This window comes from Neorhizobium sp. 2083, from assembly GCF_031455615.1.
Taxonomy (GTDB): domain Bacteria; phylum Pseudomonadota; class Alphaproteobacteria; order Rhizobiales; family Rhizobiaceae; genus Neorhizobium.
In genome coordinates, this window is the sequence record NZ_JAVDTC010000003.1 from 421,990 (window position 1) to 435,463 (window position 13,474).

The window sequence follows — 13,474 nt, forward strand, 5'->3', positions numbered from 1 at the left end:
GTATAAAGTCACATCCTAGAATTCGATCCGGGGAGGGCATCGTTTCCGTGACATCCAATCAAAATACCATTCGTATCGTCGTGCTGACGGCGGTCCTGCCGACCTCGGTGGTCTCCACGCTCGAAGGCATGGGCGGGCAGCGAATGTCCGTCGCGGATGTTCTTGGCGGGGCTGATATACCCGGCGTGCAGGTGCTGGTCACCGATCCCGGCGTCGGCGCCAATGTGGATGTGCTCGCAAAATTCCCGGACCTGAAGCTGGTCGCCTGTTACGGCATCGGCACCGACTCCATCGATATGGCGACCGTCAGGGCGCGTGGCATCGGTATTTCCAATACGCCGGGTCTGTTGACCGAGGATGTCGCCGACCTCGCCATGGCGCTGATGCTGGCGTCCGCCCGCGATATCGTGCCCCAGACGCAATATATCCGCGACGGCCGGTGGACCACGATCGCGGCCAAAGTGCCGCTCGGCCGCTCGCTGAAGAACAAGGCGATCGGCATCGTCGGGCTCGGCAATATCGGCGCGGCGATTGCGGAGCGGGCGACTGCTTTCCGCATGCGCGTTTCCTATCATGGTCCGCGGCAGAAACCCGTCCCCTATACCTATATGCCGGACCTTGTCGCGATGGCGAAAGAGAGCGATTTCCTCGTTGTCGCGAGCCGCGGCGGCGACGACACGAGGAACATCGTCAACCGGGAAGTGCTGGAGGCGCTGGGCCCCCAGGGCACGCTGGTCAATGTATCCCGCGGCTCGATTGTCGACGAGGCGGCGCTGGTGGAGGCGCTGAGGACCGGCAAACTGGGTTTTGCGGCTCTCGACGTATTCGCCAACGAGCCGCGCGTTTCGGAAAAGCTGCTGTGGATGCCGAACGTCATCATGACGCCGCATCAGGGCAGCGCCACGACCGATACCCGCCTCGCCATGGCCCTTTTGCTCGTCGAGAATGTCGAAGCGTTTTTTGCCGGAAAGCCGTTGCCGACGCCGGTGGTTCCGATCGCGATCTGGGCTTTTGAACTGTAGGGAGGATTTAGCATGGCATTTCAGCGTCACGTCATCGGACTGCCGGGGCAGCACGACGGGCAGGAAGTCGTCACCGAATTCGACCGGGCCTCGGTCACTGACGAGGAATGGGCCGTGCGCGTCGATCTCGCCGCGGCCTATCGGCTCGCCGCACTCTACGGCTGGGACGACCTCATCTACACGCATATCTCCGCCCGCGTTCCGGGCACCGAAAACCATTTTCTGATCAATCCGTTCGGGCTCGCCTTCGACGAGATCAAGGCAAGCAACCTGGTCAAGATCGACCACGAGGCGAAGATCATCGGCAAGTCGGACTATCCGGTGAACGGCGCCGGTTTCGTCATCCATCACGCCGTGCACAAGGCGCGCCACGAGCTGAACTGCGTCATGCACCTGCATACCGAGGCCGGCATGGCACTCTCCATGCTCGATTGCGGCCTGCTGCCGCTCTCCCAGCATTCGATGTTCTTCTATAATCGCATCGGCTACCACGGTTACGAGGGCCTGGCGCTCAATATGGAAGAGCAGGAGCGGCTGATCCACGACCTCGGCCCCCACAAGAACATGATCCTGAAAAACCACGGCACGCTGACATCTGGCGAAAGTGTCGGCGAGGCGTTCGTGTGGACGTTCTGGCTGGAAAAGGCCGCCCGCGCCCAGCTTGCCGCGATGGCCGCCCAGCCTCAGGGCCTCACCATTCCGGAAGAGAAGATCGCCGAACTCACCGCGCATATGTACGAGATGTCGCCGGCAAAGCCGGGGTTGAAAGAATGGCCTGCCATGCTGAGGAAGCTGGATCGGATCGATCCGTCGTATCGGGACTGAACCGTTCGCATCGCCCGCACGTCCGATCGCCGCGGAAAATTCTGGACACTGAAACAGACAAAGCCGGCGTTTCCGCCGGCTTTGTTTTGGGTTCGGGCCTTTCGCGGGAGCTCCGGGCGTTCGTCGTTGAAACCGATTAACCGGATCGATTTCTCGGACGACGCCCGACCACCCCTTACTGCTGCGGGATCTGGGCGATCGCGACGTAGTCCTTCCACTCGGCAATCGTCTTGATCATCAGAGCCTGGGCTTCTGCCGGCGTGGAGATATAGGGGTCGCCGCCCTGGTCGGCCAGGAACTTCTGGGTTTCCGGCTGCTGCAGGACGGTGTTGAACCAGCCGTTGATCTTGGTGGTGATCTCTTCCGGCGTGCCCTTGGCCACCATGGCGCCCCACCAGCCGAGCTGGTCGACGTCAAAACCCTGTTCCTTGAGCGTCGGAACGTCGGGAGCACCCTTCATGCGTTCCGGGGAGCCGACGCCGAGAAGCCGGAAGCGGCCTTCGCGCTGCTGCGCAAGGGCGAAAACCGGATCGTAGGAACCAAAGTCCATTGCGCCGCTGGTCATGTCGTTCAGCGAGTCTGCCGCGGTCTTGTACTGGACGGAAACGGTCTCGAGGCCGGCCTTCTGCTTGTAGACTTCGGCCATGACCTTGCCCGAAGTGGCGTTGACAGCGTAGGAGCCGCCGTCGCCCTTTGTCTTCATGGCGGCCGTCAGTTCCTTCAGGTCCTTGTAGGGCGCGTCCTTGGCGACCGCGATCATGAAGGCCTGCTTGTTGATGGTCGCGATCGTCATCAGATCCTTGCCGACGTCGATCGGCGGCTTCTTCATGATCCACATGTTGCCGGCGATCGAGTTGCCGGAATGTACGAAGATCGTGTAGCCGTCCGGCTTGGAGCGCGACGTATATTCCGCAGCGATGTTGCTGAGCGCGCCAGGCTTGTTTTCGACGATGATCGTGGCACCGGCGACCTTGGACACCTTGTCCGCAAAATAGCGGACGAGGACGTCGGCGCCGGAACCTGCCGGAAAGGCGCAGACGAAGGTGATCGTCTGGTCCGGATAGGCGGCCTGAGCGGGCGTAACGTTTGCAATCTGCGCGACCGCCAGCATCGCCATGGCGGCGGTGGCTTGCGCGATCTTCTTAAGCCATTTTGTCACTTTTCATCTCCTATGGCGGTTCGTAAGGGTCCCTGCGAAAGAACCTGCCGCACTATGGCGACAGGGTCTTTCCAATCGGTTGATTAATTTTGCGGAATCTTGGCCAGAGCGACATAGGTCTTCCACTCCTCGACGGTCTTGGCGAGCAGTGCCTGACCTTCATCCGGCGTACCGACATAGACGTCGCCGCCGAACTTCGCGAGGAAGGCGACGGTGTCGGGTTGAGCCAGAATTTCGTTGAACAGCGCGTTGATCTTGTTGACCACCGGCCTCGGCGTCGCCTTCGGAACGAAGGAGCCCCACCAGCCGAGCTGGTCGATGTCGTAGCCCTGTTCCTTGGCGGTCGGGATGTCAGGCAGCGATTTCAGCCGGATCGGCGAGCCGGTCGCAAGGATCCGGATCCGTTTCTCGTTGGCCTGTGACAGGGCAAAGACCGGATCGTGGACGCCGTAGTCGAGAGAGCCGCTCAACATGTCGTTGAGCGAATCCTTGGCATCCTTGAACGAGACTTCGACCGGATCGACGCCGGCGACCTGCTTGTAGATTTCGCCGAGAACCTTGCCGGACGTGGCAGCCGTCGCGTAGCTGGCGTTGTTTCCCTTTTCCTTCAGGACCTTGGTCAGTTCCTTCATGTCCTTGATCGGGCTGTCGTAAGCGACGACGAACATAAAGGCCTGCTTGTTGATGAAGGACGTGGTCTGCAGTTCCTTGACGACATCGATCGGCGGCGCCTTGAACAACGACATGTTGGCGGCGGTCGAGGTGCCGGAATGGACGTAGATCGTATAACCGTCCGGCTTGGCGCGGGCGGTATACATTGCGGCGATGTTGCCGGCGGCCCCCGGCTTGTTTTCGACGATCACGGTCTGGCCCGAGACCTTGGCGAATTTTTCGGCAAAGAAGCGGACCAGAACGTCGGCACCGGAGCCGGCCGGGAAGGCGCAGACGAACGTAATCTGGCCGTTCGGATAAGCGCCCTGCGCGAATGCAACGAAGGGAGCCAGCGCTGCTGCCGCGGCGGTCGCCATCATCAGGTTTCTGCGTGAGATTTCAGTCGTCATCGGTGCAATCCTCCCTTGAATGCCCCAGTCGTTCCCATAGAAAGATTCTGTGAAGCCTGTTGAACAGGCGTCAGTTTTGCGGAATCTTTGCGAGCGCCACGTAGGCGCGCCACTCCTCGACGGTCTTCGCAAGAAGCTCGTCGACCTCCTTTGGCGTACCTGTGTAGACGTCTCCGCCGAACTTGTTCAGGAATGCTTCCGTTTCCGGTTTGTTGAGCACCTCCTGGAACAGAGAGTTCAGCTTCAGGACGATATCGTCCGGGGTCTTGGCCGGCAGGAACACGCCCCACCATCCAAGCTGGTCGACATTGAGGCCGTATTCTTTGATGGCCGGAATGTCGGGCGTCGATTTCATGCGCTGCGGCGAACCGACCGCAAGCAGCCTCAGGCGCCCCTCGCGCTGTTGGCTGAGCGCGAAGACCGGGTCGAGAGCGGCAAAATCGAGCTGGCCGCTGGTGATGTCGTTCAAGGAATCCGGGCCCGTCTTGTAGGCGACTTCGGTTGCCGATACGCCTGCGAGCTGCAGGTAGACTTCGGCGAGAACCTTGCCGGAGGTTGCCGTCGAGCCGTAGGTGGCCTCGCCGCCCTTGCCCTTCAGGTGTTCGGTCAACTGCTTCATGTCCTTGATCGGGCTGTCGGCCGCGACCGCGATCATGAAGGGCTGCTTGTTGATGAACTGGACGCCGCGAAGCGCCTTGGTGACGTCGATCGACGGTTTCTTGAACAACGACATGTTTGCCGCGGTCGAGGTGCCGGAATGCACATAGACCGTGTAGCCGTCGGGCTTGGCGCGGCTGACATATTCGGCGGCGATATTGCCGTTGGCGCCCGGCTTGTTCTCGACGATCACCGTCTGTTTGGAAACGGCCGCGACCTTTTCGGAAAAGAAGCGGACCAGAACATCGGCGCCGCTGCCGGCCGGGAAGGCGCAGACGAAGGTGATCGTCGCGTTGGGATAGCTGGATTGTGCGAACGAGACACCCGGCAGGGCGGCGGCCATGGCGGCCGCCGCGATCAGTGTGCGTCTTGTCAGTTTGAGATTTCGTTCAGTCATTGGCTCCTCCTCCAAAACTGTTGCGGAAAGTCTGTTATTCCTCCTGGAATGCCTCCTCGCGGGTTTTGCGGAACTGCGGGAAGATGATCAGGCAGAGCATCAGGACCGTTGCCACCAGAAGCGTGGCCGAGATCGGGCGATTGATGAAGATGCTCGGGTCGCCGCGCGAGATGACCAGCGACCGGCGCAGGTTCTCCTCCATCAGCGGGCCGAGAATGAAGCCGAGCACCATGGGTGCGGGCTCGCAGCCGAGCTTGAAGAGGACATAGCCGAAGACCGTGAAGACGATCATCAGAACCATCATGAACGGTTCGGTGCTCGTCGAATACACGCCGATCGCGCAGAACAGCAGGATCGCCGGATAGAGCAGGCGGTAGGGAACCGACAGCAGCTTCACCCAGATGCCGATCATCGGCAGGTTGATGACGACGAGCATCAGGTTGCCGATCCACATCGAGGCTACCATGCCCCAGAAGAGGTCCGGGCGGGTGGTCATCACGGCGGCGCCCGGCTGGATGCCCTGGATGATCATCGCGCCCATCATGATCGCCATGATCGGGTTCGACGGAATGCCGAGGGTGAGCAGCGGGATGAACGAAGTCTGGGCCGCGGCATTGTTGGCCGATTCCGGACCGGCGACGCCCTCCACGGCGCCGTGACCGAATTTGCGCGGGTTCTTGGAGATCTTCTTTTCCAGCGTATAGCTGGCGAAGGAGGCGAGAACCGCACCGCCGCCCGGCAGGATGCCGAGGATGGAACCGAGGCCGGTGCCGCGCAGGGCTGCGGGAACGGAGTCCCGAAGCTCCTGCCTGTTGGGCCACAGATCGCGCATGCGGGTACTGATCGTCTCGCGCGGCGGCGGCGGGTTTTCCAGGTTGCGGATGATTTCCACGATGCCGAACAGGCCGAGGACCAGCGGCAGGAAGTCGATGCCTTCCCAGAGGCCGGAGAGGCCGAACGTGTAGCGGGTCAAGCCGGTATTGGTATCGGTGCCGACGAGGCCGAGCAGCAGGCCGATCAGGACCATGGCGACCGCCTTGAGGACCGATCCGTGCGCGAGGACGATCGCCATGACGAGGCCGAGCAGCATCAGCGCGAAATAATCCGGCGAATTGAACTGCTGGGCGATCGAGGCGAGCGGCGGGCCGAAGGCGGCGATGAAGACCGTGCCGATCGTGCCGGCGAAGAACGAGCCGAGAGCAGCGATCGCGAGGGCTGCACCGGCACGGCCCTTGCGGGCCATCTGGTGGCCTTCGATACAGGTCACAACCGAGGAAGCCTCGCCGGGCATGTTGACCAGGATCGAGGTGGTCGAGCCGCCATATTGTGCACCGTAATAGATGCCGGCGAGCATGATCAGCGACGACAGCGGATCGAGGCCAAAGGTGATCGGCAGGAGGATGGCGAGGGCGGGGATGGGTCCGATGCCGGGGAGAACGCCGATCAGCGTGCCGAGAACGGTGCCGATCAGACAGAACATCAGATTTTCCAGCGAACCCGCCGCCATGAAGCCGGTTGCGAGGTGTGCGAAAACTTCCATGGATTACCTGCCCCACCAGACGGGCATCGGCTGCCCAAGCCCATAGACGAAGATGATGACGACGAACGCCGCGGTGGTGACCGCGAAGATGACGGTCTCGACAAGGTTGACGTCGCGCCGTGCATAGGCGGCGAACATGATCAGCAGGATCGAGGAGATTACCGCCCCGACTTCCGCGATCAGCATGCCGAAGGCGGCAATCGCCAGCAGGATGAAGATGATCGGCCGGAAACGGATGCGTTCGATGGCCGGACCTTCGATCGCCAGCGATTTTGCGGTGACGATCAGGCCGATCAGGGCGATCAGGCCGCAGATGATCATCGGGAAGTAGCCAGGGCCCATATTGCGGGCGGATCCGAAGGTGAGGTCCGAACCGACATAGAGGCCGATCGCGCCGAAAAGGATGAACAAGATGCCCGCGCCGAAATCCTGCGGACTTTTGATGACCATGGTTTCCTCCCTGAAAACCTGACTGTGTGAACCGGTCTGGCTCCGCTTGGGCGCCGGCCAAACCGTCATTAGGCATGCTCCTCAGGCCGCGCCTCGAATTCGCGGCCATGAATTCGTCTATAAGCAACTAGATTTGACTATATACAAGAGTATCCCTCTTGTCAGTCAATCGAATTCCGCTGTCTCCTGTCGACCAGATACCATGGCCGCCCAGCAGTTTCGATCTTATCGCAATTATATCAGGAAACCAGATATCCAAGGTGTAATTTGGTGGCATTCTTTCCTGTTCTCGGGCCGTGAATTGAAACTTCCGCTTGCAGTCGCAGTCTCCCGAAATCCTCCGCGACGGCTCTTCGAAGCCAGGTATGAAATTGGTTTTGAACAAAGTCAATTATACTTTATCAAAAATAGTTGACAGGCGCATGCGCGCCGGGAGAGATTGTCCGCCAAGATTTCAAAGGATAACAAAATGAAGATTTCGATTGTGGGAGGGGGGATTGGCGGCCTGACAGCGGCACTCTCGCTGCTCCGCCAAGGATTTGACGTCGATGTGTACGAGCAGGCGGTCGAACTGAAAGAAGTGGGCGCCGGCGTTCAGGTCAGCGCCAACGGCACGCGGATCCTGTTCGCGCTCGGGCTCGAGGACGAGATCATGTCGATCGCCGCGCAGGCGCAAGGCAAGGAGATCCGTCTCTGGAATACCGGGCAGACCTGGAAACTGTTCGACCTCGGCCCGCTGTCGATCGAGCGCTATGGCTTTCCTTACATCACCATCCACCGCAACGACCTCCACCAGACGTTGGCCGCGGGCGTGCGCCGCATCAAGCCGGATGCGATCAAGCTTTCCAAGAAATGCGTCGGGATAACCCAGGACGACAAGGGTGCGACGATCACCTTCGCCGACGGCACCACGGCCACGTCGGACATCGTGGTCGGCGCCGACGGCGTGCATTCGAAGATCCGCGAGACGCTGTTCGGCCGCGACGACCCGAAGTTCACCGGCATCGTCGCCTGGCGCGGCGTCATCCCGGTCGAGCGCCTGCCCGAACGTATGCTGCGCCCCGTCGGGACCAACTGGATCGGCCCCGGCGGTCACGTCATCCAGTACCTGCTGCGCGGCGGCAAGCTGATGAACTACGTCTCGGTGGTCGAGCGCGCCGACTGGCAGGTGGAATCCTGGTCGGTCGCCGGCACGACGGAAGAATGTCTCGCCGACTATGAAGGCTGGCACGAAGACATCCACACCATGATCAAGGCGATCGACGTGCCTTACAAATGGGCGCTGATGCTGCGTCCGCCGATGGACGACTGGACCCGCGGCCGTGTGACGCTGCTCGGCGACGCCTGCCATCCGACGTTGCCCTTCCTCGCCCAGGGCGCGGTCATGGCGATCGAGGACGGTTTCGTGCTGGCCCGCGCGCTTGCCGAGAACAACGGCAATTACGAAGCGGCCTTCGCCGGTTACGAGGTGGCCCGCGTCGAGCGCACAGGCAAGATCGTCCGCGGCGCCGAAGGCAATCTCAGCCGTTTCCACAATGCGGCGCTGAGGGACCCGAAACTCGCGGAAGATTACGTCAATGCCGAATGGCAGGAAGACAAGGTCAAGCAGCGCTACGAATGGCTGTTCACCTACGACGCGACCTCGGTGCCTGTCGTCGCAGAGACGAAGTCGCCGCAAGCCGTCGCTTGAGGCGCGCTCTAGATCAATCTCGAAAGCCCGTTCGCCGGTCCTGCCGGTCGAGCGGGTTAGGCATAACGGGTAGGACAGCATGACCACCAAGGCGGAATGGCAGCGGATCCCGCTGATCGTCTCCTTTCCGGAGACCGCGAAATATACCGAGACCTACGGCTTTGCCGGCAATTCCGGGAAGGTGAACCTCGAGGGCCAGCTTCTGCGTGGCGCCGACTCACTGTCGAAGACGGTCTATGTCTTCATGCATCCGACCTCGACGCTGCAACTGCTGCCGATGCCGACGGCGCTCGCCGATGCCGGCCTGCACGTGCTGTGCGCCGCAAGCCGTTATCCGAAGAACGATACCGCTCTCATCATGGAAAAGGTGGCGATCGACCTCGGCAAGTGGCTCGATTATGCCAGAAGTGAACTCGGCTACGAAAAGGTCGTGCTGGTCGGCTGGTCGGGTGGCGGCTCGCTGTCGCTGTTTTATCAGGCGCAGGCGGAGAACCCGACGATCACCCAGACGCCCGCCGGCGACGAGGTCAACCTCGTCGAAGCCGGCCTGAAGCCCGCCGACGGCGTGATCTTCATCGCAGCCCACCTGTCGCGGGCCGAAACCCTGACCGAATGGCTAGATCCGTCTGTTCTCGACGAGCTGAACCCGGATATCCGCGATCCGGAATTCGACATCTATTCGCCGGACTGCCCGCACCAGCCACCCTATTCGAAGGAATTCGTCGAGCGGTTTCGCGCGGCGCAGGTCGCCAGAAACCGCAAGATCACCCAGTGGGCGCTCGACATGCTGGCGGAACTGAAGCGCCGCGGCTCATTCGAACAGGAACGTGCCTTCGTCGTTCACCGCACGATGTGCGACGTCCGCTGGTTCGACGGCACGATCGACCCGAACGACCGGCCGATCGGCAAGAGCTATATGGGCGATCCCCGCACGGTCAATGTCGGCCCGGTCGGGCTTGCACGCTTCACGACGCTGCGCTCGTGGCTTTCGCAGTGGAGCTACGACCTGTCGAACGCCAAGGGCCCGATGAACGCGGCGCTGATCAGGCGTTCGCCGGTCCTGCAGATCGAGAACAAAGCCGACGAGGCGGTTCCGGCGACGCACAATCCGACGATCCGCGCGGCGCTCGCGACCGAAAACAAGGAATACATGTCGATCCCGCACGCCACCCACTATTACCTCGGCCAGCCGGAGCTCCTCAAAGCCTGCATCGACCGGGTGATCGACTGGAGCCGCCGCCAGGGACTGTTGGCGTGAGAACAGTCCGGCATTCGCGGGGAGCGGGCTGCGGATCATCGGGAGGACTGAACGTGAGCTTTGATAAAAAGCACCACCGTCCGGGCTGGATCGGTGGTGCGTGTGTTTCGTCTCTGTGGGAGGCGACTATTTATGAGGATGGTAAGCGGGGCAGCGAACTCCCTCTCTCCCCCCTCTGTCTGCCGGCATCTCCCCCGCAAGGGGGGAGACCGGCCAGCCGCACTGCCTCAGGCAGCAGCCGACTTCGAAGCGATCATGCCCGCCTTCTTCTTCACCCATGCCTTCATGGCGTCATGGGCTTCCGAGGCGGCCTTTTCCAGGTAGCCCGGCTCTTCGGTGCGGGCGGTGATTTCGAGGCGAAGTCCGTTCGGGTCGAAGAAGTAGATCGAGTTGATGAACTCGTGGTCGATGACATCCGTCGTCTTCACGCCGGCGTCCTGCAGCCGCTTCTTGAACTTCAGCACCTCCTCGACGCTGTCGACTTCCATGGCGAAGTGCTGGACCCAGTCCGGCGTGTTCGGCGAGGGGAGCGGCATGGTGTTTTCACCGAGGTCGAAGAAGGCCATGTAGGAGCCGTCGCCCATTTCGAAGAAGAAATGCGCATAGGGCTTTTCCTCGCCGGTCGAAGGCACGCGGTCCGAGGTCATGCAGTTGACCAGCGGCAGACCAAGCAGGTCCTCGTAAAACTTGCGGGTCTCTTCGCCATCGCGGCAGGGGTAGGAAAAGTGATAGAGCTTGCGAAGCTTCGGTGCGTCGACCATGGGGGTTCCTCCATATCCAGGCTTGTTGCATTGGCCGTGATGGTAGGCTTTTGCCGGTCCTCCCATGTCCACCCCACGGGTGGACATGCCCAAGACAGATTTATTCTCACCCCTGGAGGCGTCAATGCCTGCGCTTGATGGAGACAACGTCACCGCTGTGGCGTCCCTCTTGGACGAGCTAGGCGAACCCGGCTTTCCCGAAAAATTCCTGGCAACGCTGCGCCGTATCGCGGGTACGGATTTCTGTTCCGCCTTCCAGGCGGAAGAAGACGGGTCGCTGACCTATCTCTTTGCCTGCGGCTACCATTCGACCATTCCGGGTTTTGCCGAACGCGCCTCGCTCGATTATGCCCGCCGCTACTGGCAGCGCGACCTCGTGACCCGCCAGATGCTGAACGGCGGGCCCGGGCTTGCCAAGGTGCAGGTGGTGCGCCAGGCCTGGAACGGCATCCGCGACCCCGAATACCGCCGCGACTGTTACGAGCGGGCCCATGTGCTCGAACGCCTGACCATCTACCATTCGGAGGAGCCGCGGATTTTCGCCAGCCTCTACCGCACCCGCGAAAGCGGTCCGTTTCCGCTCTCCGCTGTCGAGCGGGTAGAAGCCTTCGCACCGCTGCTGATGGCGATGGTCATCAAACATGTGCGCCTGCAGGGCCGGCCGCAGACAGCGCCCTTGCATCCGCCGCAGCAGGAGATTGCCGGGCGGCTTTTGCAGGCGGGGTTCGCGCTGTCGGGCCGTGAGGCGGAGGTGTCCGCCGGCCTTCTGCTTGGCCGCACCCACCGGGAAATTTCCGAAAAGGTCGGGCTCGCGCTTTCGAGCATCGTTACCTATCGTCAGCGCGCCTATCGCAAGCTGGGGGTCAGCGACCGCCGCGGTCTCGAAGCGCTTTATGAAGGCATTTCGCGCGTTTAGCGTGTTCATCAAGGGAGAGAGTTTCAGATGATTTCGATCAAGGACCGTATTGCCATCGTCACCGGCGCCAGCTCGGGGATCGGCTGGGGCATCGCCAAGGCGATCGCCGCCGAAGGCGCCATCACCGTGCTTGCCGCCCGCAGCGCCGACAAGCTTGAAAGACTGGCGGCAGAGATCGAAGCCGAAGGCGGCCGGGCGTCCGTGGTGCCGACCGACGTCACCGACGACGCGCAGGTCGAAAAACTGTTCGCCACCGTGAAGGAAAAATACGGCCGGGTCGACATTCTCATCAACAATGCCGGCATCGCCGACCATACGCCGGTCGAAAAGCTCACCAACGAACGCTGGCACGAGGTGATCGGGGCCAACCTGCACTCGGTATTCTATTGCTCCCGTGCCGCCTTCGCCATCATGCAAGAACAGAAGCGCGGCCGAATCATCAACATGGGCAGCCTGTCGTCGAAGGTCCCGCGCGGCCATACCGCGGCCTATACGGCGAGCAAGTTCGCGCTCGAAGGCCTCACACGCTCGCTCGCCGTCGACGGTCGCGAACATGGAATTGCGGTCTCGATGGTGCATCCGGGTTCGACCGTGAGCTCGCTGGTGCCGGGCGTCACCGACAAGGTCCGCCCCGCCACGATGATGCCGTTGGACGTCGCGCGCATCGTGGTGTTGATGGCGACGCTGCCGGACGATGTGAACCTTTACGAAAGCATCATTCTGCCGGTCGAAATGCCATTCCTCGGCCGGGGTTAAACATCGGTTCAGCACGTCGCGAAGCGGCTTTTCTTTTCGCAGGGTCTCCGACGCAAAGCCGCTTGACCTATATATGGGTCCCTGATATCCAATTTCCCGACAGGGAGAAATTGCTATGGAAAACCAGACCGAATCCGTCGCCCCGAGCCAGATCGATGGCAAGTGGGGTGAATATGTGACCGTGGAGTTCGACGAAGGCATCGCCTGGGTGACGCTCAACCGTCCGAAGCAGCGCAATGCCATCAATCCCGGCATCGTCTGGGAAATGAACGCGATCATGGACGCGCTTGAGGAAGACGATCGCTGCAAGGTGATGATCGTCACCGGTGCGGGCGAATCCTTCTCGGCCGGCATGGACCTCAAGGAATATTTCCGCGCAACCGACAAGGTGCCGCCGATCCAGCGCGAGCGCCTGTTCCGAGCCAATGCGGCCTGGCAGTGGCGCCGCATGATGTATTATCCGAAGCCGACCATCTCCATGGTCAACGGCTGGTGTTTCGGTGGCGCCTTTCAGTTCCTGGTGGGCTGCGACCTGGCGATCGCCTCGGAAGAAGCCATTTTCGGCCTTTCGGAAATCAACTGGGGCATCATCCCGGCCGGGATCGTTACCAAGTCGGTGCTGGAAACGATGAGCTTCCGCGACGCGATGTATTATATCATGACCGGCGAGACCTTCACGGGACGCCAGGCTGCCGAGATGAAGCTCGTCAACAAGGCTGTTTCTCCGGAAGATCTCAAGTCCGAGACCCGCAAGCTCGCCATGACGCTGATCGGCAAGAACCCGTTCGTGCTGCGCCAGGCCAAGACCGCTTGCCGGTTCACCCGCGACATGAGCTGGGAACAGGCCGGCGAATACCTGATGGCGAAGTCGGACCAGACCGAGCTGCGCGACCCGGAAAACGGCCGCAACACTGGCATGAGTCAGTTCCTGGACGAGAAATCCTTCCGCCCCGGCCTCGGTGCCTATCGTCGCGACTAAGAA

13 protein-coding genes are annotated in these 13,474 nt (G+C 61.4%); 7 read left to right on the forward strand and 6 right to left on the reverse strand.

Annotation, left to right across the window (positions count from 1 at the left end; all coding sequences use genetic code 11):
• Positions 1-47: 47 nt before the first annotated feature.
• Together J2X76_RS14720 and J2X76_RS14725 are read left to right on the forward strand one after the other, a co-directional pair.
• Positions 48-1,022 (forward strand): 2-hydroxyacid dehydrogenase, encoded by a 975-nt coding sequence (locus tag J2X76_RS14720; RefSeq protein WP_310217400.1) that lies wholly within the window; start codon positions 48-50, stop codon positions 1,020-1,022.
• A gap of 12 nt (positions 1,023-1,034) precedes the next feature.
• Positions 1,035-1,847, forward strand: coding sequence for a class II aldolase/adducin family protein (locus J2X76_RS14725; protein ID WP_310217403.1), 813 nt, complete (start codon positions 1,035-1,037; stop codon positions 1,845-1,847).
• A gap of 175 nt (positions 1,848-2,022) precedes the next feature.
• Here the strand turns inward: J2X76_RS14725 and J2X76_RS14730 are convergent, their stop codons facing one another.
• The 5 genes from J2X76_RS14730 to J2X76_RS14750 form a co-directional block, all read right to left on the reverse strand.
• Positions 2,023-3,006: a tripartite tricarboxylate transporter substrate binding protein gene (locus J2X76_RS14730; protein ID WP_310217407.1), complete on the reverse strand. Its 984-nt coding sequence runs from the start codon at positions 3,004-3,006 to the stop codon at positions 2,023-2,025.
• An 83-nt stretch (positions 3,007-3,089) separates the two neighbouring features.
• Positions 3,090-4,067 carry a tripartite tricarboxylate transporter substrate binding protein gene (locus tag J2X76_RS14735; RefSeq protein WP_310217410.1) on the reverse strand — a complete coding sequence of 326 codons (978 nt, stop codon included), beginning with the start codon at positions 4,065-4,067 and terminating at the stop codon, positions 3,090-3,092.
• A gap of 70 nt (positions 4,068-4,137) precedes the next feature.
• Positions 4,138-5,121 (reverse strand): tripartite tricarboxylate transporter substrate binding protein, encoded by a 984-nt coding sequence (locus J2X76_RS14740; protein WP_310217414.1) that lies wholly within the window; start codon positions 5,119-5,121, stop codon positions 4,138-4,140.
• A gap of 34 nt (positions 5,122-5,155) precedes the next feature.
• On the reverse strand, positions 5,156-6,661 hold the full coding sequence (locus J2X76_RS14745; protein WP_310217417.1) for a tripartite tricarboxylate transporter permease: 1,506 nt from the start codon (positions 6,659-6,661) through the stop codon (positions 5,156-5,158).
• A gap of 3 nt (positions 6,662-6,664) precedes the next feature.
• Positions 6,665-7,111 (reverse strand): tripartite tricarboxylate transporter TctB family protein, encoded by a 447-nt coding sequence (locus tag J2X76_RS14750; RefSeq protein ID WP_310217419.1) that lies wholly within the window; start codon positions 7,109-7,111, stop codon positions 6,665-6,667.
• A 469-nt stretch (positions 7,112-7,580) separates the two neighbouring features.
• Between J2X76_RS14750 and J2X76_RS14755 the strand changes: the two genes are divergently transcribed.
• The gene (locus J2X76_RS14755) at positions 7,581-8,801 is read left to right on the forward strand and encodes an FAD-dependent monooxygenase (RefSeq protein WP_310217422.1); all 1,221 of its coding nucleotides are present in this window, start codon (positions 7,581-7,583) and stop codon (positions 8,799-8,801) included.
• Between the two features lie 79 nt (positions 8,802-8,880).
• Positions 8,881-10,059 (forward strand): alpha/beta hydrolase, encoded by a 1,179-nt coding sequence (locus J2X76_RS14760; RefSeq protein WP_310217425.1) that lies wholly within the window; start codon positions 8,881-8,883, stop codon positions 10,057-10,059.
• A gap of 227 nt (positions 10,060-10,286) precedes the next feature.
• Here J2X76_RS14760 and J2X76_RS14765 read toward each other — a convergent pair whose 3' ends face one another.
• On the reverse strand, positions 10,287-10,820 hold the full coding sequence (locus tag J2X76_RS14765) for a VOC family protein (RefSeq protein WP_310217427.1): 534 nt from the start codon (positions 10,818-10,820) through the stop codon (positions 10,287-10,289).
• Between the two features lie 124 nt (positions 10,821-10,944).
• Between J2X76_RS14765 and J2X76_RS14770 the strand changes: the two genes are divergently transcribed.
• The 3 genes from J2X76_RS14770 to J2X76_RS14780 all read left to right on the forward strand — a co-directional run bounded on the left by J2X76_RS14770 (position 10,945) and on the right by J2X76_RS14780 (position 13,471).
• Positions 10,945-11,736, forward strand: a complete 792-nt coding sequence (locus J2X76_RS14770) for a helix-turn-helix transcriptional regulator (RefSeq protein ID WP_310217431.1) — start codon at positions 10,945-10,947, stop codon at positions 11,734-11,736.
• A gap of 27 nt (positions 11,737-11,763) precedes the next feature.
• The gene (locus J2X76_RS14775) at positions 11,764-12,492 is read left to right on the forward strand and encodes an SDR family oxidoreductase (RefSeq protein WP_113127583.1); all 729 of its coding nucleotides are present in this window, start codon (positions 11,764-11,766) and stop codon (positions 12,490-12,492) included.
• Between the two features lie 115 nt (positions 12,493-12,607).
• The gene (locus J2X76_RS14780; RefSeq protein ID WP_310217435.1) at positions 12,608-13,471 is read left to right on the forward strand and encodes a p-hydroxycinnamoyl CoA hydratase/lyase; all 864 of its coding nucleotides are present in this window, start codon (positions 12,608-12,610) and stop codon (positions 13,469-13,471) included.
• Positions 13,472-13,474: the final 3 nt, after the last annotated feature.

Coding starts and splice junctions, on each gene's coding strand:
- J2X76_RS14725 (WP_310217403.1), top strand. CDS start 1,035: ATGGCATTTCAGCGTCACGTCATCGGACTGCCGGGGCAGCACGACGGG.
- J2X76_RS14735 (WP_310217410.1), bottom strand. CDS start 4,067: ATGACGACTGAAATCTCACGCAGAAACCTGATGATGGCGACCGCCGCG.
- J2X76_RS14740 (WP_310217414.1), bottom strand. CDS start 5,121: ATGACTGAACGAAATCTCAAACTGACAAGACGCACACTGATCGCGGCG.
- J2X76_RS14745 (WP_310217417.1), bottom strand. CDS start 6,661: ATGGAAGTTTTCGCACACCTCGCAACCGGCTTCATGGCGGCGGGTTCG.
- J2X76_RS14750 (WP_310217419.1), bottom strand. CDS start 7,111: ATGGTCATCAAAAGTCCGCAGGATTTCGGCGCGGGCATCTTGTTCATC.
- J2X76_RS14755 (WP_310217422.1), top strand. CDS start 7,581: ATGAAGATTTCGATTGTGGGAGGGGGGATTGGCGGCCTGACAGCGGCA.
- J2X76_RS14760 (WP_310217425.1), top strand. CDS start 8,881: ATGACCACCAAGGCGGAATGGCAGCGGATCCCGCTGATCGTCTCCTTT.
- J2X76_RS14765 (WP_310217427.1), bottom strand. CDS start 10,820: ATGGTCGACGCACCGAAGCTTCGCAAGCTCTATCACTTTTCCTACCCC.
- J2X76_RS14770 (WP_310217431.1), top strand. CDS start 10,945: ATGCCTGCGCTTGATGGAGACAACGTCACCGCTGTGGCGTCCCTCTTG.
- J2X76_RS14775 (WP_113127583.1), top strand. CDS start 11,764: ATGATTTCGATCAAGGACCGTATTGCCATCGTCACCGGCGCCAGCTCG.
- J2X76_RS14780 (WP_310217435.1), top strand. CDS start 12,608: ATGGAAAACCAGACCGAATCCGTCGCCCCGAGCCAGATCGATGGCAAG.